Origin of the sequence: Streptomyces sp. NPDC007983 (assembly GCF_042958345.1) — a bacterium.
Lineage (GTDB): Bacteria > Actinomycetota > Actinomycetes > Streptomycetales > Streptomycetaceae > Streptomyces.
Map to the genome: position 1 here is coordinate 70,082 of NZ_JBIBJI010000001.1, position 19,921 is coordinate 90,002.

The 19,921-nt window shown below is 71.0% G+C and carries 17 protein-coding genes; 8 read left to right on the forward strand and 9 right to left on the reverse strand.

Annotation, left to right across the window (positions count from 1 at the left end; all coding sequences use genetic code 11):
- Position 1 precedes the first annotated feature (1 nt).
- From ACFZCY_RS00320 to ACFZCY_RS00330, 3 genes are read right to left on the reverse strand one after another with little or no spacing between them, the layout of a single operon-like run.
- Entirely contained in the window at positions 2 to 1,600 is a 1,599-nt protein-coding gene (locus tag ACFZCY_RS00320) for a carboxyl transferase domain-containing protein (protein ID WP_391168210.1), read from the reverse strand.
- Positions 1,597 to 3,309, reverse strand: coding sequence for an acyclic terpene utilization AtuA family protein (locus ACFZCY_RS00325; RefSeq protein ID WP_391168211.1), 1,713 nt, complete (start codon positions 3,307 to 3,309; stop codon positions 1,597 to 1,599). Before ACFZCY_RS00325 ends, ACFZCY_RS00320 begins: the two co-directional genes overlap by 4 nt.
- On the reverse strand, positions 3,306 to 4,100 hold the full coding sequence (locus tag ACFZCY_RS00330; protein ID WP_391168213.1) for a TIGR03084 family metal-binding protein: 795 nt from the start codon (positions 4,098 to 4,100) through the stop codon (positions 3,306 to 3,308). The genes ACFZCY_RS00325 and ACFZCY_RS00330 overlap by 4 nt, the downstream gene beginning before the upstream one ends.
- Positions 4,101 to 4,472: 372 nt before the next feature.
- Here ACFZCY_RS00330 and ACFZCY_RS00335 point away from each other — a divergent pair, with 372 nt between their 5' ends.
- The 4 genes from ACFZCY_RS00335 (at position 4,473) to ACFZCY_RS00350 (ending at position 8,092) form a co-directional block, all read left to right on the forward strand.
- The gene (locus ACFZCY_RS00335) at positions 4,473 to 5,747 is read left to right on the forward strand and encodes a DGQHR domain-containing protein (protein WP_391168215.1); all 1,275 of its coding nucleotides are present in this window, start codon (positions 4,473 to 4,475) and stop codon (positions 5,745 to 5,747) included.
- A 151-nt stretch (positions 5,748 to 5,898) separates the two neighbouring features.
- Complete coding sequence (locus tag ACFZCY_RS00340; protein WP_391169345.1) at positions 5,899 to 6,132, forward strand: transposase; 234 nt, start codon at positions 5,899 to 5,901, stop codon at positions 6,130 to 6,132.
- Positions 6,133 to 6,436: 304 nt separating this feature from the next.
- Entirely contained in the window at positions 6,437 to 7,627 is a 1,191-nt protein-coding gene (locus ACFZCY_RS00345; protein ID WP_391168217.1) for a helix-turn-helix domain-containing protein, read from the forward strand.
- Positions 7,628 to 7,735: 108 nt separating this feature from the next.
- Positions 7,736 to 8,092: a hypothetical protein gene (locus tag ACFZCY_RS00350; protein ID WP_391168219.1), complete on the forward strand. Its 357-nt coding sequence runs from the start codon at positions 7,736 to 7,738 to the stop codon at positions 8,090 to 8,092.
- Positions 8,093 to 8,181: 89 nt separating this feature from the next.
- On the opposite strand, the gene ACFZCY_RS00355 is transcribed toward ACFZCY_RS00350, so the two are convergent.
- Positions 8,182 to 8,799: a TetR family transcriptional regulator gene (locus tag ACFZCY_RS00355; protein ID WP_391168221.1), complete on the reverse strand. Its 618-nt coding sequence runs from the start codon at positions 8,797 to 8,799 to the stop codon at positions 8,182 to 8,184.
- Positions 8,800 to 8,889: 90 nt separating this feature from the next.
- Between ACFZCY_RS00355 and ACFZCY_RS00360 the strand changes: the two genes are divergently transcribed.
- Positions 8,890 to 9,834, forward strand: coding sequence for an aldo/keto reductase (locus tag ACFZCY_RS00360; protein WP_391168223.1), 945 nt, complete (start codon positions 8,890 to 8,892; stop codon positions 9,832 to 9,834).
- A gap of 5 nt (positions 9,835 to 9,839) precedes the next feature.
- On the opposite strand, the gene ACFZCY_RS00365 is transcribed toward ACFZCY_RS00360, so the two are convergent.
- Positions 9,840 to 12,737: an FAD-linked oxidase C-terminal domain-containing protein gene (locus ACFZCY_RS00365; RefSeq protein ID WP_391168224.1), complete on the reverse strand. Its 2,898-nt coding sequence runs from the start codon at positions 12,735 to 12,737 to the stop codon at positions 9,840 to 9,842.
- A 200-nt stretch (positions 12,738 to 12,937) separates the two neighbouring features.
- On the opposite strand from ACFZCY_RS00365, the gene serC reads away from it, so the two are divergent.
- Positions 12,938 to 14,056 carry a phosphoserine transaminase gene (gene serC / locus ACFZCY_RS00370; protein ID WP_391168226.1) on the forward strand — a complete coding sequence of 373 codons (1,119 nt, stop codon included), beginning with the start codon at positions 12,938 to 12,940 and terminating at the stop codon, positions 14,054 to 14,056.
- A 95-nt stretch (positions 14,057 to 14,151) separates the two neighbouring features.
- Here serC and ACFZCY_RS00375 read toward each other — a convergent pair whose 3' ends face one another.
- Positions 14,152 to 15,183, reverse strand: a complete 1,032-nt coding sequence (locus ACFZCY_RS00375; RefSeq protein WP_391168227.1) for a hypothetical protein — start codon at positions 15,181 to 15,183, stop codon at positions 14,152 to 14,154.
- 256 nt (positions 15,184 to 15,439) lie between these two features.
- Here ACFZCY_RS00375 and ACFZCY_RS00380 point away from each other — a divergent pair, with 256 nt between their 5' ends.
- Positions 15,440 to 15,991 carry a hypothetical protein gene (locus ACFZCY_RS00380; protein ID WP_391168229.1) on the forward strand — a complete coding sequence of 184 codons (552 nt, stop codon included), beginning with the start codon at positions 15,440 to 15,442 and terminating at the stop codon, positions 15,989 to 15,991.
- A gap of 169 nt (positions 15,992 to 16,160) precedes the next feature.
- Positions 16,161 to 17,162, forward strand: a complete 1,002-nt coding sequence (locus ACFZCY_RS00385; RefSeq protein ID WP_391168230.1) for an aldo/keto reductase — start codon at positions 16,161 to 16,163, stop codon at positions 17,160 to 17,162.
- Between the two features lie 235 nt (positions 17,163 to 17,397).
- Here ACFZCY_RS00385 and thpR read toward each other — a convergent pair whose 3' ends face one another.
- The 3 genes from thpR to ACFZCY_RS00400 form a co-directional block, all read right to left on the reverse strand.
- Entirely contained in the window at positions 17,398 to 17,961 is a 564-nt protein-coding gene (gene thpR / locus ACFZCY_RS00390) for an RNA 2',3'-cyclic phosphodiesterase (RefSeq protein WP_391168232.1), read from the reverse strand.
- A gap of 86 nt (positions 17,962 to 18,047) precedes the next feature.
- A complete protein-coding gene (locus ACFZCY_RS00395) occupies positions 18,048 to 19,412 on the reverse strand; it encodes an MFS transporter (protein ID WP_391168234.1) in 1,365 nt (454 codons plus the stop codon).
- Positions 19,413 to 19,444: 32 nt separating this feature from the next.
- A complete protein-coding gene (locus tag ACFZCY_RS00400; protein ID WP_391168236.1) occupies positions 19,445 to 19,909 on the reverse strand; it encodes a MarR family transcriptional regulator in 465 nt (154 codons plus the stop codon).
- Positions 19,910 to 19,921 lie beyond the last annotated feature (12 nt).

Here is a 19,921-nt window from a genome sequence, read left to right on the forward strand (position 1 = left end):
CTCACATCCGGAAGACGCCGAAGCCACCACGCGCCCCCTCGACGGGCGCGGTGTGGAGGGCGGAGAGGCAGAGGCCGAGGACGGTGCGGGTGTCGCGCGGGTCGATGACGCCGTCGTCGTACAGCCGCCCCGAGAGGAACAGCGGCAGCGACTCGGACTCGATCTGCTGCTCCACCATGGCGCGCAGGGCGGCGTCCCCGTCCTCGTCGTACGGCTGACCCTTGGCGGCGGCGGACTGGCGGGCCACGATCGACAGCACCCCGGCGAGCTGCTGCGGACCCATGACGGCGGACTTGGCGCTGGGCCAGGCGAACAGGAAGCGCGGGTCGTAGGCGCGGCCGCACATGCCGTAGTGGCCCGCGCCGTAGGAGGCGCCGATGAGGACGGAGAGGTGGGGGACGCGGGAGTTGGAGACCGCGTTGATCATCATGGCGCCGTGCTTGATGATCCCGCCCTGTTCGTAGGCGCGGCCGACCATGTAGCCGGTGGTGTTGTGGAGGAAGAGGAGGGGGATGTCGCGCTGGTTGGCGAGCTGGATGAACTGCGCGGCCTTCTGCGACTCCTCGCTGAACAGCACGCCCTGCGCGTTGGCGAGCACCCCGACCGGATAGCCGTGGAGGGTGGCCCAGCCGGTGGCGAGGCTGGCCCCGTACAGCGGCTTGAACTCGTCGAAGTCGGATCCGTCGACGATGCGGGCGATGACCTCGCGGGGGTCGAACGGGACCTTGAGGTCGCCGGGCACGATCCCGAGGAGTTCGTCCGCGTCGTACTTCGGCGGTTCGGCGGGCCCCGGGTCGGGGTGGGCCTTGCGCCAGTTGAGGCGGGCGACGACGCGGCGCGCCTGGTGGAGGGCGTCGGGCTCGTCGGTGGCGAAGTAGTCGGCGAGCCCGGAGGTGCGGGCGTGCATGTCGGCGCCGCCGAGCGATTCGTCGTCGCTCTCCTCGCCGGTCGCCATCTTGACCAGCGGCGGGCCGCCGAGGAAGACCTTGGACCGCTCCTTGACCATGATCACGTGGTCGGACATCCCCGGGATGTACGCGCCTCCGGCGGTGGAGTTGCCGAAGACGACGGCGATGGTCGGGATCCCGTCGGCGGAGAGGCGCGTGAGATCGCGGAACATGGCCCCGCCGGGGATGAAGATCTCCTTCTGGGAGGGAAGATCGGCGCCGCCGGACTCCACCAGGCTCACGACCGGGAGCCGGTTCGCCCGCGCGATCTCATGGGCGCGCAGCGACTTCTTCAGCGTCCACGGATTGCTGGCGCCGCCCCGCACGGTGGGGTCGTTGGCGCTGATCAGGCACTCGACACCGGAGATCACGCCGATGCCGGTGACGACGGAGGCCCCGACCGGATAGTCGCTGCCCCAGGCGGCGAGCGGCGACAGCTCCAGGAAGGGCGTATCGGGGTCCAGGAGCAGTTCGATGCGCTCCCGGACGAGCAGCTTGCCGCGCTTGCGGTGCCGCTCGACGTACTTCTCGCCGCCGCCCGCGAGCGCCTTGGCGTGTGCGGCCTCCAGCTCGGCCAGCTTGTCGAGCATCGCTTCGCGATGGGCCGTGTAGTCGGCGCCTGCGGGGTCGAGCGCGGACGCGAGCACGGTCACAGCAGAACCTCCGGTATGTCGAGGTGGCGGGCGCGCAGCCATTCGCCGACGGCCTTGGCCTGCGGGTCGAAGCGGGCCCGCTCGGCGACGCCCGCGCCGAGCAGGCCGTCGACGGTGAAGTTGAGGGCGCGCAGACGCGGGAGTTGGTGGCGGGTGACCGGCAGTCCGGCGGTCTCCGGGAGGAGTTCGCGGAGCCGGTCGGGGGTGAGGGTGTGGACCAGCCAGCGCCAGGCGTCGTCGGTGCGCACCCAGACGCCGATGTTGGCGCTGCCGCCCTTGTCGCCGCTGCGGGCCCCGGCGACCGCGCCGAGCGGCGCGCGGCGGGTGGGGCCGCCGTCCAGGGGTGGCGGCAGCGGGGGTTCGCCGGCGGGGCGCGGTTCTGCGAATTCCGGGGCCGGGGGGATCGCGACACGCGCGCCGTCCGGGAGGACGGCGATGTGCGGGACTGCGTCCTGCGGGACGTACGCCGCCTCGAACACCCCGTACGGCGTGGCCTTGCCCGGCGGGGCGGTGAGGTGGAAGCCGGGGATGCTGGCGAGGGCCAGTTCGACGGCCGCGCCGCTGACCGCCCGCCCCACCGTGTCCGGGTCGCGGTCGCGGACGACGAGCCGCAGCAGGGCGCTCGCCTCCTCCTGCACGGCCGCGTCGCGGTGGTCGGTGCGGGCCAGCGTCCAGCGGACCTCGGCAGGGCGGCGTTTGGCGAGGGCCGCCTCCATCTGGTCGCGTACGAGGGCGGCCTTGGCGTCGATGCCGAGCCCGGTGAGGACGAACACCACCTCGTTGCGGTGGCCCCCGAGCCGGGTCAGCCCGGTCTTGAGGGTGGGCGGCGGCGCCTCGCCCCGTACGCCGTGGATCCGCACCCGGTCGGGGCCGTCCTGGGCGAGCCGTACGGAGTCCAGGCGCGCCGTGACGTCCGGCCCGGGGTAGCGGGCGCCCGCCGTCTCGTACAGCAGCTGCGCGGTGACCGTGCCGACGGTGACGGCGCCGCCGGTGCCGGGGTGCTTGGTGATGACGGCCGACCCGTCGCGGTGGATCTCGGCGAGCGGGAAGCCGGGCCGCCGTACGTCGCCCAGCTCGGTGAAGAACGCGTAGTTGCCGCCGGTCGCCTGCGTCCCGCACTCCAGGACGTGCCCGGCGACCACGGCCCCGGCCAGCGCGTCCCAGTCGTCCGGCGCCCACCCGAAGTGCCAGGCTGCGGGCCCGGTGACGAGCGCGGCGTCGGTGACCCGCCCGGTGACCACGACGTCCGCCCCGCCGCGCAGGCATTCCGCGATCCCGCCGCCCCCGAGGTAGGCGTTGGCGCTGACCACGCCCGGTCCCCAGCCGCGCGCCCCGAGCAGATCGTCGCCCTCCACGTGCGCGACGCGCACCGGTATCCCGAGCCGCTCCGCGAGCGCACGGACGGCGTCGGCCAGCCCGGCCGGGTTCAGCCCGCCCGCGTTGGTGACGATCCGTACGCCGCGCTCTACGGCGAGCCCGAGGGTGTCCTCCAGCTGGCGCAGGAAGGTGGTGGCGTAGCCGCGCGAGGCGTCCTTGGCGCGGTCCCGGCCGAGGATCAGCATGGTCAACTCGGCGAGATAGTCCCCGGTCAGGACGTCGAGCGGCCCGTCGGTCAGCATCTCGCGCAGGGCGTCGAAGCGGTCCCCGTAGAAGCCGGAGGCGTTGCCGATGCGGAGGGGTTCCGGTGTGTCGCGTCCCGTCGTGGTCACGCGGCACCCCCGCCCGGCTTCCGCCCCCGGCCCGGTGGCCCGGCGAAGGCCTGGGCGATGTTCAGCCAGTGGTCGGCGTCGGGCCCCTCCGCCCGTACCGCCAGGTCGTCGCGGTGGGCGCGCTGCGTGACCAGGAGGCAGAAGTCGAGCGCGGGGCCGGTGACGCGCTGGGCCGCGTCCTCGGGGCCGTACGTCCAGATCTCGCCGCCCGGGGCGGTGAGTTCGACCCGGAACTCCTCGGCGGGCGGCTCCAGCCCGCGCGCCGTGTAGGCGTACCCCCGCGCCCGTACGCCGATGCGGGCCACATGCCGCAGCCGGGCGGTCGGCGTACGGCGCACACCCAGCGCGTCCGCCACGTCCTGACCGTGCGCCCACGTCTCCATCAGCCGCGCCGTCACCATCGACATGACGCTCATCGGCGGCCCGTACCACGGCAGCCGGGCGCCCGGCGGCTGCGCGGCGAGCACCCGCGCCAGCCGCTCCCGCCCCTCCCGCCACCGCCGCAACAACACGGCGGGCGCGTCCGCCGCCCCGCGCTCCGCGCCCTCGTCCACGAAACTCTCCGGCGCGGCGAAGGCCTTCCGCACCTCGTCCGCGAACCCCTCCGCGTCCTCGGCCGCCTGCACGGCCCGGGCGTCGGTCCAGGCGAGGTGGGCGATCTGATGCGCGATGGTCCACCCGACGGCGGGCGTCGGCGCGGCCCACGCCGCGTCGGACAGCCCGGCCACCAGGCCGTCCAACTCCTCGCCCTCGGCGCGCAATTCGCCGAGCAGAGCTTCCGTATCGGACACGCGGGACTCCCGGTCGTGATGCGACGGTGCGGAGCGTCGGGAGTGAGCGTGACAGCGCGGCACAAAACAATCAAGCACGCTTGCATGATTTTTGACAACACGTGTCCGTAAGACAGCGGTCCGCCCTCCGCTGCGCGCGGTGGAATGCCTGGCTGATGAAGACTGCGGCATACGGGTGGTTCCTGGAGGAGTCGACACGACCGTAGCCGCATCGCATCGGACGGGCAGATGCGGTCAAGTCTGGACAGCAAAGCATCAAGAAGGATCACTACAAAAATTGAGTCGACAATCTCTGTCGACGCTTAGTGTTGAGCGTCTTCCGTCTGTCAAAGTCAGCCTGACAGCCCCCTCAATTTCAGGAAGAGTTACGCAGTGACAGAAATCAAGCGGCCCGCGTTGATCGAGGTGCAGCGTGGGAGGGTCATGGTGTCGACCACATTCACGCCAGCCCAACTACACGCCGCAACAGACGTCGACGCCTACGACCCAGAGCGGGGCAACGACCCCGAGAACGGCTATCAACGCCGAGGGTCAGCTACTCGCATGGCACAAGCCGCTTCCTTCTACGGCGAGGGCGAAGAGAAGCGTCAAGGCCGGGTCTTTGAGGACCGGCACGGCTTGATGCCCAACCCGATCATCGCCAACATCAGACCGGCCGAGGACGGAGACCTCACGGATAACTTGGGCCTCGGCCTGCCACGAGGTGTGACTATCGAGTTCGCCTCCAACGAAGACCGCCAAAGGGTGCTCTCTGCCATCGAGGATATTGGCAGCATCACGGCGGCTGGGACGATCGCCCTTGACGAGAAGGCCATCACTTGGATCGTTGATGGGCAGCACCGGAGCGGGGCGGTCCGAATGCTCAGCGAGCGGAATCGACTGAGTAACGACTTCCCTGTGCCGGTCAAACTCATGCTGGGTTTCGACCGCAACGAGGAGATCAAGCAATTTTACTACATCAACCGGGAGGCCAAGAGCGTCCCCACCGATCTGACTGCTGAGCTTCTCCAGCGGATGGCCCGACAGGACAGCCACGAGGCTGAGTATCTCAGCGAGCGCAAGAACAAAGGCAGCCTCCTCGCGGGTGCCGCCATCTACGACGCGTTAGTGAGCAAGGGCAGCCCCTGGCTCACACGCATCCGCAAGCCGAACGAGAAGATCTCCAAGGACACTTCGATCGCAGTTTCCCAATTCATCAGCAGCCTGAAGCCGCTCCAGACTGCGCAGATGCCGCGCGAGCTGAGCCCGCAGGAGTGGGCGCTGATCATCGACGCGTTCTGGGAGGCGATCGCTCGCCTGCTGCCGACACCGTTCGACAAGACCGAGCAGCCGGGTGACTGGGTGCTGCTCAAGGCTACAGGCGTCAACACGATGCACCGCGTGTTGGCCGACTGTCTGCCGATCGTGATCCAGCGCGGCGCCAGGCTCTCAGACGTGCAGCAGTACGAGCAATTGCTGGCCGATCTGCCCACCCTGGCAGGCATCGTCATCGCCCCGGACACCGGAGTGGAGTACCAGGTCGATGGGGCCGAATTCTGGCGCTCTGCCTCGAGCGCCTCTCAATACACTGGCCGCTACGGCACTGACCGTCTTGTCGGCATGATCCGTGGCCTCATCGCCAAGACGAACAGCGCCATCACCGTCTAAACGGAGAGACTGAACCCGGGGTGTGATGGGAGGTCGAAGCCATACAACTGGTTTCGGCCTCCCCATCGGTTATACGGCGAGGTCAATCCGTTGGCCGGACCAGACGTGGCCCCTGTCGCGGATCAAGGCACCGGCAGGGATTCGTCGGTAAATCGCTCACCGTGGCTGGCTCACGGTCTTCCAACTACCGCCCTACGCGCCCGATCTCAACCCCGTCGAGGGCATCTGGTCGGCGCTGCGGCGCACCGTCTCGGCCAACCGGGCCTTCGCCGACCGTGATGGCCTGCTCACCGCTGTCCGATGGGGACCACGCCAGCTCCAGTACCACCCCGACGTCCTCGACAGTTCCCTCACCAGCCCGGGCCTCCAGCGCGAGCCCCCATGACGACACCACGCATTCAAGGTCAGTAATGCGTCACCTGGTCGCCCCTTGCCCCCTGTTCTCCCGCGGACCACCGACCCCGGCAGCGCACCGATCATCCCGGTACGTCTGGTCCGCCCGTACGTGGCCAGGTCTGCTGCCGGCGCCTCGGGACAGCCACCGGACGCTCGATACGGAGGGCAACTCGGCTATCTCCGTGGAGGGATCAAGCGGCACTCCGGCACCACTTTCAGGGTGACTGACCGACACTTCACCGCGTTTGACCAGGGGTACACGTCACCATGTCAAGGCAGGAAGGGAGTTGAGCATGGCAGACGACGGTCAGGACCACATCGGCACCCGGTTGCGCGACATTCGGAAACGCCGGGGGCTGACGCAGCACGGCTTGTCGGAAGCCTCTGGAGTCTCCGTCTCCTGGATCAGGAAGCTGGAACAGGGCGAACAGCAGGACACACGCCTTGAAACGGCTCGGAAGCTCGCCGCGGCTCTGGGCGTGTCCACCACGCGGCTCATCGCCGGACACCGCGAGGACGAGGCCGACGAAGCCACGAGGGAACGCTGGGAGCCGGTACGCCAAGCTCTGACCTTCTCGGCACCCGATCGTGGTGCCGACCAGGCTCCCACCAGGGAGGGGGTCAGCGCGGCGCTCACAGCGGCACTGCCTCTCTTCTCCGGCGACCGTTTCGCCGAGCTGCGTCCCATCCTCCCCGCGCTCCTACGCGACGCCGACGCGCTTGCCCACCTCGACCCACGCAATCGGCACCCGCGGGGGCGGTTACTCCAGCTCACCGGGTGGCTCATGGTGCAGACGCGCCAGTTCGACGCTGCCGAAGCGGCTCTCAACAGAGCGATGGACGACGCCGTGGACCAACTCGACGGCGCCGCCATCGCGAGCACACGCTGCTGGTTGCTTCTGAGGGAAGGCCGACTCGCCGAGGCCCGTGCACTGTCCGTGCGGTGGTCGGACGACATGGAGCCACGCCTGTCCCGCGCCACCCCCGCCGAACTGAGCGCATGGGGTTGGCTGCTCCTGCGCGCCTCAGCCGCCGCAGTACGAGACAACGAATCCGATGCCGCCAGGGAGACTCTGCGGCTCGCCCACGCGGCAGCGGTCGCCATGGGCCGTGAGTTCGCCCCTGACGGGGACTTCCTCCGTGCCTTCGGCCCGCTGACCGTTGCTTTCAAACGCGCGGAGAACGCGATGGTCGCGGAAGAACCGGATCATGTCCTCAGCCTGGCGGCACGCATCCCCACCAGCGGCCTCCGGCCCACGTCGAACAACCGGAACCGCCATCTGCTGGACGTGGCCAGGGCCCATGTGATGAAGCACCGGCCCACCGATGCCTTCGAGGTACTGCAAGGCGTCTGGTCCGACGCTCCGGAATGGCTACCCAACCAACGCTACGCACGAGACATCCTGAGCGACATCATCGCCGGTCGACGAACGATGACACCGGAGATGCGGACCATGGCCGACATGCTCGGCGTACCGGTGTGACGCCAAGTGGTACTTCCGTCCCTCGCCGGGCGAAAGTGCCATTGATCAGCAACTCAGCGCGACCATAACGTCACGGCACGGGAACATCGTCACCGAAGGAGCCGTACCGTGACCGCCAAACCACTCGGCCCCGAGGGCGAGACCGCCTTACGCCTGCTGCCGTGGTCCAGCCCGGACGGCAAGCCGTGCTACCTGGCGCCGGGCGACGGCTACAGCCCTCTGAGCCAACGGGCGGACGAGATCGAGGCCCTGCAGCTGAACATGGGCGCGCAACTCCTCCAGCACGCCCACGCCCTCCTCAGCGACCGAAAGGTGAGCTCCGGCGAACTCCGCTACCTGGGCCACCGGCTCACTGAGGCTCTGCGCGACGTGCTCCGGGTCGCCGAGAGCCGGGGCGGGCGACTGCTCGCGTACGGCGATGATGAGGGCGTCGACCTCGGCAACGATTCGGCCCGCAACCCATGACATCAACGCCGAGCTCAGCGCCTTCCCGTCGCACCGAGCACTACGGCCACTTTTTCTCGATTTTTAGCCCCGCCCGCTGCGGCCGGGGGTCAGCCGATCGCCGTCGGCCGCAGCGCGTCCATGACGAGGTCGATCAGCCGTCCGGTCTGCTCGGGGGCGCTGTCGACGGCCCCGGCGGCGAGGAAGATCCCCATCAACATCAGAACGGCATCCTCCGGTTCGACGTCGGCGCGGAGCGAGCCGGCTTCGGCTCCGGCGGCGAGGAGCGTGGCGACGGCGGCGGTGACGCGTTCCCGGGTGGCCGGTGTGGCGATCCGCCCCGAGGCCCAGCCCGCCCGGAGCGTGTCGAGCATGCTGCGCTTCGTCGCGACGAACGCCGCGTAGCGCTCCATCCACGCCCGGAGCGCCGCGTCCGGCGGAAGCTCCTTGAGCAGGGCGGGAACGCTGCCGGTGACGTCGTCGAGTTCGGCGGCGTACACGGCCTCCACCAGGTCTTCGCGGGTCGGGAAGTGCCGGTACAGCGTGCCGATGCCGACACCGGCCTCGCGGGCGATGCCTTCGAGCGCGACGGTGCCGTCGGCGGCCGCGAACGCGGCCCGGGCGACCCGGACGAGTCTGTCGCGGTTGCGCAGCGCGTCGGCACGGGGGGCGCGGGCGCCGCGCGGCTTCCCCCCGGGGGCGGCTCCTGCGAGGTCGTCGGAATCCAAAGCGGAGGCACCTCCGGTAAGAATGCTACAGTCGATGAAGCGGAGGTTCCTCCGCTTTCTTTATCGTCTCATGCGGAGGGAATCTCCCCCATGACCACGAACAGCACTCCCTCGCCTCGGCTCACGGCCACCGGCGCCCCGCGCGCCGGAGGGGCCGGAACCCTCGGAGGCCACACGGTCTCCCGTATCGGATACGGCGCGATGCAGCTCGATCGCCTGCGCGCCGACCGCGACGCCGCGATCGCGCTCCTGCGCCGCGCGGTCGAACTCGGCGTGGACCACGTCGACACCGCCCAGTTCTACGGCAACGGGTTCGTCAACGGGGTCATCCGCGACGCGCTGCGCCCCGAGGACGGGGTGCTGATCGTCAGCAAGGTCGGCGCCGATCCGGACCCGGGCGGCACCCCTCCGCTGCGCCTCGCCCAGCGGCCCGAGGAGCTGCGGGCGAGCGTCGAGGACAACCTCGCGTCCCTCGGCCTCGACCGGATCCCGGTGGTGAACCTGCGCCGCATGGACACCGGGCCGGGCGTGCGGGCCGAGGGCGACCAGGTGGTCGACCTCGACGATCAGCTCGCGGTGATGGTCGCGCTGCGGGACGAGGGCAAGATCGGCGCGATCGGCCTGAGCAGCGTCACCCCGGACGTACTGCGCCGGGCCCTTCCCGCCGGTATCGCCTGCGTCCAGAACGCCTACAGCCTGGTGTCGCGCGACGACGAGGAGCTGCTGCGGCTCTGCGCCGAGCAGCGGATCGCCTGGGTACCGTACTTCCCGCTCGGCGGCGCCTTCCCCGGCTGGCCCAAGGTGAGCGACGCCCCGGCCGTCACCGCCGCCGCCCAATCCCTCGGCCACACCCCCGCGCAGGTCGGCCTGGCCTGGCTGCTCCACCACGCGCCGAACACGCTGCTGATCCCGGGTACCGCGGACGCCGGCCATCTGGAGGCGAACATCGCCGTCGGGGAGATCAAGCTCGACGACGCCACACTGGCCGCGCTGGACGCCGTCGAGTCACGGTCCACCGACACCACGCCCGGCTGAGGTCATCAGGGGTGCCGGGGCAGCCGCTCCGCCAGGACCTCGGCCAGGTGGCGGGCCGGGCGTCCGCCGTCGAGCTGGTCCAGTTGGGTGCGGCAGGAGAAGCCGTCGGCCAGGACTTCGGCGTTCTCCTCGGCGTTGCGTACGGACGGCAGCAGCTGGTCTTCCGCACAGGCCACCGAGACGTCGTAATGGCCCGCCTCGAAACCGAAGTTGCCCGCCAGGCCGCAGCAGCCGCCGCTCAGTTCGCCGGTCAGGCCCGCGCGTTCGCGCAGGCGGCGGTCGGCGGCGTCGCCGAGGACGGCGTGCTGGTGGCAGTGGGTCTGGCCGACGACCGGGCGGTCGACCTTCGGGGGCTGCCAGTCGGGGGCGTACTCCTCCAGGGTCTGGGCGAAGGTCCGCACGGAGTCGGCGAGGCGGGCGGCGCGGGGGTCGTCGGGGCCGAGGAGTTCGGGGAGGTCGGTGCGGAGGGCGGCGGTGCAGCTGGGTTCGAGGCCGACGACGGGCAGACCGGCGTCCAGGGCCGGGGCCATGACGTCCAGGGTGCGCCGCATGACCGCGCGGGCGCGGTCGAGTTGGCCGGTCGAGACCCAGGTCAGGCCGCAGCAGACGGGTTTGGGGGGTACGACGACTCGTAGTCCGGCCGCCTCCAGTACGCGCACCGCCGCCTGGCCGACGGACGGGGACAGGTAGTTGGTGAAGGTGTCCGGCCAGAGGACGACGGTGCGGGCCGCCTCCGGGATGCCTGACCTCGGCCCGGCCCCCTCCACAGGACTCACGACGGTGCGGGCCGTCTCCGGGGAGCTGCGCACCGTACGCGCGTGGCCGCGCCACCACCGCGTGAACGGCTCGCGGGCCAGCTCGGGGATGTCGCGTTCGGGGGCGATGCCGCCCGCGCGCTTGGCCACGGCGGACAGAAAGCCGACCCCGGACGCCGCGTTGGCCACCGGGGCCGCCCGCAGGAGGGCGGCCGCCCGGAGCCAGACCGGGAGCCAGCCCATCGCGTAGTGGGCGGCGGGGCGCACCCGGCCCTCGTAGTGGTGGTGCAGGAACTCCGCCTTGTACGTGGCCATGTCCACCCCGACCGGGCAGTCGCTGCGGCAGCCCTTGCAGGACAGGCACAGGTCGAGCGCGTCCCGGACCTCCTCCGAGCGCCAGCCGTCGCGCACCACCTCGCCCGCGAGCATCTCGTGCAGCAGCCGGGCGCGGCCGCGGGTGGAGTGCTGTTCCTCGCCGGTCGCGCGGTACGAGGGGCACATCACGCTCGCGCCGGACACCGCCTCGTTGCGGCACTTGGCGACGCCGACGCAGCGCCGTACGGCGGCCGAGAAGTCGCCGCCGTCGTGCGGGTAGCCGAACTCGACGTCGACCGGGCGGCGCGGCAGGACGTCGAAGCGCAGGTCCTGGTCGAGGCGGCGGGGGCGGGCGAGGACGCCGGGGTTGAGGCCGCCCGCCGGGTCCCACAGGTCCTTGAAGCGGCCGAAGAGCCCGACCATCTCGTCCCCGTACATGCGGGGCAGCAGCTCGGCGCGGGCCAGGCCGTCGCCGTGTTCGCCGGAGAGCGAGCCGCCGTGGGCGACGACGAGGTCGGCGAGGTCGGTGGAGAAGTCGCGGAAGACCCGCACCCCGGCCTCGCGCATCAGGTCGAAGTCGATGCGGACGTGGATGCAGCCGTCGCCGAAGTGCCCGTACGGGGTGCCGCGCAGCCCGTGCTGGGCCATCAGGGCACGGAAGTCGCGCAGGTAGGCGCCGAGCCGGGCGGGCGGCACCGCGCAGTCCTCCCAGCCGGGCCACGCCTCGGCGCCGTCCGGCATGCGGGTGGCGGTGCCGGAGGCGTCCTCGCGGACCCGCCACAGCGCGCGCTGCCCGGCGGGGTCGGCGACCACGGTGTGGTCGGTGGTGGCGTGCGCGGCGGCGCGCGCTATCTCCTCCGCGCGGGCGTACGCCTCCTCGCGCCCCGCGCCGCCGACCTCCACGAACAGCCAGGCGGCGCCCTTGGGCAGCCCCGACGCGCCCACGACCAGGTCGGCGGCCATGCCCTCGACGGTGAGCGGCCCGTAGGGCAGCAGGGTGTGCGCGGCCTCGGCCGCCGCGGACTCGTCGGGGTAGCCGAGCACGGCGAGCGCCCGGGCGGCGGGCGCCTCGACGAGCCGTACGGTCGCCTCGGTGAGCACGCCGAGGGTGCCCTCGCTGCCGGTGAGGGCGCGGGCCACGTCGGCGTTCTTCTCGGGCAGCAGCTCGTCCAGGGCGTAGCCGGAGATGCGGCGCGGCAGCTCGGGGAAGCCGGTGCGCAGCAGCGCCAGATGGTCACCGGCGAGGGAGCGCAAGGCCTCGCGGAGCCGGACGGGGAGCGCGTCGAGCCCCTGGGCGGCGCGGACCCGCTCACCGCCGTACGTCAGGACGTCCAGCTCCCGGACGTTGTCGGCGGTGGTGCCCCAGGCGACCGAGTGCGAGCCGCACGAGTTGTTGCCGATCATGCCGCCGAGGGTGCAGCGGCTGTGGGTGGACGGGTCGGGGCCGAAGGTCAGGCCGTGGGCGCCCGCGGCGGTCCGCAGCTCGTCGAGGATCACGCCGGGCTGGACGACGGCGGTGCGCCGCTCCGGGTCGAGGGAGACGATGCGCCGCATGTGGCGGGTGAAGTCGAGGACGACGCCGAGCCCGGTGGCCTGCCCGGCGATGGACGTGCCGCCGCCGCGCGCCACCACCGGCACCCCGCGCTCCCGGCAGACGGCCAGCGCGCCCGCCACGTCGTCCGCGTCGCGCGGCGCGACGACACCGGCCGGCACGCGCCGGTAGTTCGACGCGTCCATGGTCATCAGGGCCCGGCTCGCCGCGTCGAAGGAGACGTCCCCACGGACGGCTCGGCGCAGCGCCTGTTCCAGTTCGTCTGCCTCGTGCTCAGCCATGTCCCCATGGTCCACGGCGAGGGTCCCGATGGATACGCCCACACTGTGCCGCAAGACCGTGATCATGGATCACTGTGCACGGGAGGCTCCGGGGCGCCGGTGTCAACATGAGGCCGCTCACCGTCCCCTTCCGTGGACGGATCGTCTCAGCGAATGGACTCCCCACTGAATGCCGGGTTGGGACGGATTAGGCTGCGGGCGTGGCTGAGATCCGGATTCCCGAAGACATCAAGCCCGCCGACGGTCGCTTCGGCGCAGGCCCCTCCAAGGTGCGTACCGAGGCGCTCAGTGCCCTCGCGGCGACCGGCAGCTCCCTGCTGGGCACCTCCCACCGGCAGGCCCCGGTCAAGAACCTGGTCGGCGCGGTGCGCGACGGCGTGCGCGAACTGTTCCAGCTCCCCGAGGGCTACGAGGTCATCCTCGGCAACGGCGGCTCCACCGCCTTCTGGGACGTGGCGACGCACGGCCTGATCGACAACAAGTCCCAGCACCTGTCCTTCGGCGAGTTCTCGTCGAAGTTCGCGAAGGCGGCCAAGCTCGCGCCGTGGCTGGACGAGCCGACCGTGATCTCCTCCGACCCCGGCACCCACCCGGAGCCGCGCGCCGAGGCGGGTGCGGACGTCTACGCCCTCACCCACAACGAGACCTCGACCGGTGTCGCGATGCCCATCCGGCGGGTGGCCGGGGCCGACGAGGGGTCGCTGGTGCTGGTCGACGCCACGTCCGGGGCGGGCGGTCTGCCGGTGGACATCGCCGAGACGGACGTCTACTACTTCGCGCCGCAGAAGTCCTTCGCCTCGGACGGCGGCCTGTGGATCGGGATCTTCTCCCCCGCCGCGCTGGAGCGCGCCGCCCGGATCCACGGTTCCGGCCGCCACGTCCCGGAGTTCTTCTCGCTGCCGACCGCGATCGACAACTCGCTGAAGAACCAGACGTACAACACCCCGGCGCTCGCGACCCTCTTCCTGCTCAACGACCAGCTGGAGTGGATCAACGGACAGGGCGGTCTGGACTGGTCCGTGCGGCGCACCGCCACCTCCTCGCGCACCCTGTACGGCTGGGCCGAGGAGTCCAAGCACGCCACCCCGTTCGTCACCGACCCGGCCAAGCGGTCGCAGGTCATCGGCACGATCGACTTCAACGAGGACATCGACGCCGCCGCGATCGCCAAGGTGCTGCGCGCCAACGGGATCGTGGACACCGACCCGTACCGGAAGCTGGGCCGCAACCAGCTGCGGGTGGCGATGTTCCCGGCCGTCGACCCGGCCGACGTCGAGGCGCTGACCGCCTGCGTGGACTACGTCATCGAGCACCTGTGAGGCGTGCGGTCTGAAACGGTCCGAAGAAGACCGAAGAAGACCGAAGGAGTACGGGCCCGGGGCGTATCGCCCCGGGCCCGTTCCATGCTCGGCTCCTACGACGACGGGCGGCGGCGGACCAGCCGCCGCAGCCCCAGGAACAGCACCAGCGCGCCACCGAAGGTGAGCGCGGCCTTCACCAGGTTGCCGTTCTTCTCGGCCTCGGAGCTCTGCCGCTTGCCGTCGGGGCGCGAGGAGTACTCCCCGTCCTTCTTCTGCTTCTTCGCGGTCGCGTCCGGCAGCAGCTCCCCGCCGAGGTCCACCGCGGTGACCTTGCTGCTCGGGCCCTCCGTGCCGTACATGAGCGTGCCGCCGTCGGGGGTGAAGGTCACCGACTCGCCCTGGCGCTGGAGCGGCAGCCCCGGCTCGTCCTTGAGCTCCTCGAGCTGCTGCGGCTTGCCGTTCCGCCAGCGGTACTCGGAGGCCGAGAAGTAGCCGCGGAGCACCAGCCGGCTGCCGTCCGGGGCGAAGGCGCCGTCGGTGACCTCCATGCCGAGGCCGGCGACCCGGCGGAAGACGTTGGTGCCCTGGGGGGAGAGCGTGGCGGGCGCCTCGTACAGCCCGGGGTCCTCGTCGCTCTTGCTGGCGATGTAGACCCGGCCGGTCTTCGGGTGGACCATCATCGCCTCGGCGTTGCGCGGCCCGCCCTGGTACTGGACGGTGAACTGGGTGGCGGTGACCGTGGTGTCCTTGAGGACCTTGGGCTCGGGGAAGCGGTAGATCCATACGTGCGGCCAGGTGCCGCCGAGGTTGTCGCCGATGTCACCGACGTACACGTTGCCGTCGGGGCCTATCGAGATGGCCTCCACGTCCCGGGGGCGGCCTATGCCGCGCAGGGTGACCCGGGCGACCGTCTTTCCGGTCCTGCTGTCGACGGCGTAGACGTACGCCCCGTCCGAGCTGTCGTTGTGCGTCCAGTAGATGCCGGGGTGGGCCCGGCTCGCGGCGAGCCCGCTGGACTCGGTGATGCGGGGGTCCTCGATCGTGAACGAGGACGGGGAGGAGTCGTCGGCCACCGCGGGAGCGGGGGTGGCGACGGGCAGAGCCGCCAGCACGGCGGCACCGAGGACGTACGGAAGCGGACGCATGGGCCCAAGCCTGCCATCCCGGCGGGGCGCGGACACCGCGATACGGCCGCAGGGGCGCGGTGGCGCGGCCGCGCCCCCTTCTGAATCACGGGCCGATAACGTACGTAAATCATTCGTGGCGACCGGACCGGTTAAATAACCCGCGGATTACTTGAATCCATCCGGGGATTATCTGCGCCGGAAATTTATCGGGCATTGACGGCATACTGGACGGGGGTATTGCTTTCCAGAATGGCCGCCTCTACGGTCTCTACCCATGAGCGAATACAGCCATTCCTCTTATGCGCAAACCGCGCCACCGCCGATGCATTCCGCCGGTACCCCGGGCGGAGGCACGGCGGCCGCACCGCCGAAGAAGTTCGCGGTGCTCGGGGCCGTCGGTGCACTTCTCGCACTGGCCGGCTCCTGTGTGAACTGGGTGGTGTCGACCTCCGACGCGGCCGACGGGGGCGTCAAGGGAATCGACGGCGACGGCATCATCACGCTGATCATCGCCCTGGTCGGGGCGGTGCTCATGCTCGCCGCCCTGGCCACCAAGAAGGGCGTGGTCCATCTGGTCGGCGCGGCCACCGGGGTCGCCACGGCGATCGTCCTCGCCATCAACATCGCGTCCCCCGAGCGCCTGCTCGCCCAGAAACTGCAGGACGAGGAAGGGGTGTCCGCGAAGGTCGCCGAAAAGGCGGCGGAGCAGGCCGCGAAGCTGTACGACCTCACTCCCGGACCCGGAATCTACATCGCCCTCGCCGGTGCGCTGATGATTCTGGTCTTCGGTGTCCTCGGATTCATGAAGACCCGCGCAGGCCGCTGAGCAACCAGCTGAGCGATTCACCATTCCGGAGATTCCGGTAGCCCGCTTTTTGACCGCGACGGGGGGCCAAAAAGCGGGCCTCCAGATTTTCCGGAATACGGCGTACAGCGACTGACAGGCCCGGGGCGGCGCTTGATTAGAGCGCACTCCAAGGGATTGGCTGGGGGTCATGGAGTACACGCAGCTCGGACGTACCGGCCTCAAGGTCAGCCGACTGGTCCTCGGCACCATGAACTTCGGCCCGCAGACCGATGAGGCCGACAGCCACGCGATCATGGATGCCGCGATCGACGCGGGCATCAACTTCTTCGACACCGCCAATGTGTACGGGTGGGGCGAGAACAAGGGCCGCACCGAGGAAATCGTCGGAAGCTGGTTCGGCAAGGGCGGCGGACGGCGCGAGAAGACCGTCATCGCCACCAAGGTGTACGGCAACATGGCCGCCGACGGCGAGGGCCCCTGGCCCAACACCGACAAGCTCTCCGCGCTCAACATCCGCCGGGCGGTGGACGCGAGCCTCAAGCGGCTGGGCACCGACCACATCGACCTCTACCAGTTCCACCACGTCGACCGCGCGACCCCGTGGGACGAGATCTGGCAGGCCATCGACGTCCTCGTCCAGCAGGGCAAGATCCTCTACGTCGGGTCCTCCAACCACGCGGGCTGGCACATCGCCCAGGCCAACGAGACGGCCCGGCGCCGGAACACCTACGGCCTGGTCAGCGAGCAGTGCCTGTACAACCTGGCCGAGCGGCGCGCCGAGATGGACGTGATCCCGGCCGCGCGGGAGTACGGCCTCGGCATCATCCCCTGGTCCCCGCTGCACGGCGGACTGCTCGGCGGCGCGATCCGCAAGGAGCGGGAGGGCGGCGCCGGTGCCCGCACCTCGGGCGGGCGCGCCGCGGACGCGCTGAAGAACCCGGCCGTGCGCGAGCAGATCCAGGCCTACGAGGACCTGCTCGACAAGCACGGTCTCGAGCCCGGCGAAGCGGCGCTGGCCTGGCTGCTGACCCGTCCCGGGGTCACCGGACCCATCGTGGGGCCGCGTACGGCCGAGCAGCTGGCCTCGGCGGTACGGGCGTCCGAGCTGACGCTGAGCGACGAGGTGCTGAGCGGGCTGGACGAGATCTTCCCCGGCCCGGGCCCGACGCCGGAGGCGTTCGCCTGGTAGGAGGCGTTTGGTAGTACGGCGCGGTCGCCGTGCGATGCGGAGGGGTGTGACGGAGGGGGTGTGACCGTGTGCGGTCACACCCCCTGCCTGTTCCCCTTGAATGTTCGGCGCCGCCCCGGCGGCTCATCCCCCCAAGGCGGCCGCGACGGCCACCACGACGAGGATCATCACCAGGGCACCACTCATGATCATGTTTCTGGTCTTCGGGTCCACACCCCGAGGTTAGCCGGGCCGCTCAGCCGCCCAGCGGCCAGGCCGCCACCACCTCGTACCGCGGCTGCGCCCCGGGCACCCCGGGGGCCGGCGGATGGCTGCGGACCAGGCTCAGCTCCCGCACCGTCCAGTCGCGGCCCGCGAAGCCGGTAAGGCCCTCGGCGAACGGCGCGAGGCCGGTGGTGGAGCGGTTGCGCGCGACGGTGAGGTGGGGGTGGTACGGGCGTTTCTGGTTCACGTCGATCCCGACGCGCCGGGCCCCCGCGGCCGCGGAGTCGGCGAGCCCCCGCAGGACGGTGCGATCGCCCTCCACGCCCGCCCACAGGGCACGGTCGGAGAACCGGCCGCCGCCCGCCAGCCGCAGCTGATGGGGGTGGCGGCGATGGGCGGCGCGGGCCATCCGGGTCTCCAGCTCGGGGCGGACGTCGTCGGTGACCTCGCCGTAGAAGGCCAGGGTGAGGTGCCAGCCGGTGCGCTCGGTCCAGCGGAGGGTGTCCGCGCCGGGCAGCCGGTGCAGTGCGTCGACCCGGACCCCCAGCTCGGTCAGGACCGGATCGGGCGGCAGGACGGCGGCGAAGAGTCTCATCGGATGAGGCTTCCCCCGGCCGGGCCCGCACCGAAACCGGACCGGAAGCCGACCGGAAGCGGGACCGGGACCCGGCCCGGCGGCCGTTACGCCGCCGGAGCCAGCCGCTCCTCCGGCACCCGCGGCACGAAGGCCACATACGGATGGCCGGGGCGCAGGTCCACCTTGAGGCGGAGGCCGCCCGCGCGGGCCAGGGCGAGGCCCACCCCGACCGCGGCGGCGGCGGAGATCAGCCCGCCGAAGGCGAAGCCGACCCGGGCGCCCCAGGTGTCGGTGACCCAGCCGATGAGCGGGCCGCCGATGGGCGTACCGCCGACGAAGACCATCATGAACAGGCTCATCACCCGGCCGCGCATCGCCGGGTCGGTGGCGAGCTGGACGCTGGAGTTGGCCGTGACGTTGAAGGTCAGGCTGAAGATCCCGACCGGCACCATCAGCGCCGCGAAGAGCCAGAAGTACGGGGTCACCGCGGCGGCCACCTCCAGCACGCCGAACAGCAGCGCCGCGCCGACCAGCAGCCGGCGGCGGGTGGTGACGCGGCGGGCGGCGAGCAGGGCGCCGGTGACGGAACCGGCCGCGATCAGGGTGTTGAGCAGGCCGTACGTACCGGGCCCGGCATGGAAGACGTCGTCGGCGAAGGCGCTGAGCCAGATCGGGAAGTTGAAGCCGAAGGTGCCGATGAAGCCGACGAGGACGATCGGCCACAGCAGATCGGGGTTGCGGCCGACGTAGGCCAGACCCTCGCGCAGCTGGCCCTTGCCGCGCGGCGCGCGCTTGACCGGGTGCAGCTCACTGGTCCGCATCAGCAGCAGACCGATGAGCGGGGCACCGAAGGAGAGGCCGTTGATGAGGAAGGCCCAGCCGCTGCCGACCGCGGTGATCAGGACACCGGCGACGGCGGGGCCGATCAGCCGGGCGGACTGGAAGTTCGCGGAGTTGAGGCTGACCGCGTTGCGCAGGTCGCGGGGGCCGACCATCTCGTTGACGAAGACCTGACGGGTCGGGTTGTCGACGACGGTGACCATGCCCAGCAGGAACGCGATCAGGTAGACGTGCCAGACCTGGACCTGTCCGCTCAGGGTGAGGGTGGCGAGCGCCAGACCGCACAGGCCCAGCGCTGCCTGGGTGACCAGCAGCAGCTTCCGCCGGGGGTACCGGTCGGCGATCACGCCGCCGTACAGGCCGAAGAGCAGCATGGGCAGGAACTGCAGCGCGGTGGTGATGCCGACCGCGGTGGAGGAGCCGGTGAGGCTCAGGACCAGCCAGTCCTGGGCGATACGCGACATCCAGGTGCCGGTGTTGGAGATCACGGCACCGGTCGCGAAGAGCCGGTAGTTGCGGACCCTGAGTGAGCGGAACATGCCGCCCTTTTCGGGGGCCGCCGTGGTGCCGGCGGAAGGGGAGTCGGTGTGCGGTGCGGGTGCGGAGTCTGCTCCGGGTCCCGTACTCAAGCTCGTTCGCCTCCTGGCTGCTCGGTTTTCTCCTACATGTGCGCGAGCTTCTCCAGGACGGGCGCGGCGGCGCGCAGCGTCTCCCACTCGTCCTCGGACAGCTGCCCGACCAGTTCGCTCAGCCAGGCGTTGCGCTTGCGCCGGCTCTCTTCGAGCATGACCTCGGCCCGCTCGGTCGGCGACACGACCTTCTGCCGCCGGTCCTCCTGGTGCGGCTCCAGCCTGACCAGTCCCTTGGCCTCCAGCAGCGCCACGATGCGGGTCATCGACGGCGGCTGGACGTGCTCCTTGCGGGCCAGCTCGCCGGGGGTGGCGGAGCCGCACCCGGCGAGGGTGCCCAGCACCGACATCTCCGTGGGGCTCAGCGACTCGTCGACGCGCTGATGCTTCAGCCGTCGCGACAAGCGCATCACTGCCGACCGCAGAGCGCTCACCGCGGCCGCGTCATCGAGGGGCGCCTCCGCCGGGGGCGACGGTAGGCGGGACGGATCCGGCATGGTCTTTAGCAT

Excerpts from the sequence above, each read along its gene's own strand:
- ACFZCY_RS00375 (WP_391168227.1), bottom strand. The coding sequence starts at position 15,183 with ATGCGTCCGCTTCCGTACGTCCTCGGTGCCGCCGTGCTGGCGGCTCTG.
- ACFZCY_RS00360 (WP_391168223.1), top strand. The coding sequence starts at position 8,890 with ATGACCACGAACAGCACTCCCTCGCCTCGGCTCACGGCCACCGGCGCC.
- ACFZCY_RS00385 (WP_391168230.1), top strand. The coding sequence starts at position 16,161 with ATGGAGTACACGCAGCTCGGACGTACCGGCCTCAAGGTCAGCCGACTG.
- ACFZCY_RS00365 (WP_391168224.1), bottom strand. The coding sequence starts at position 12,737 with ATGGCTGAGCACGAGGCAGACGAACTGGAACAGGCGCTGCGCCGAGCC.
- thpR (WP_391168232.1), bottom strand. The coding sequence starts at position 17,961 with ATGAGACTCTTCGCCGCCGTCCTGCCGCCCGATCCGGTCCTGACCGAG.
- ACFZCY_RS00345 (WP_391168217.1), top strand. The coding sequence starts at position 6,437 with ATGGCAGACGACGGTCAGGACCACATCGGCACCCGGTTGCGCGACATT.
- ACFZCY_RS00380 (WP_391168229.1), top strand. The coding sequence starts at position 15,440 with ATGAGCGAATACAGCCATTCCTCTTATGCGCAAACCGCGCCACCGCCG.
- ACFZCY_RS00400 (WP_391168236.1), bottom strand. The coding sequence starts at position 19,909 with ATGCCGGATCCGTCCCGCCTACCGTCGCCCCCGGCGGAGGCGCCCCTC.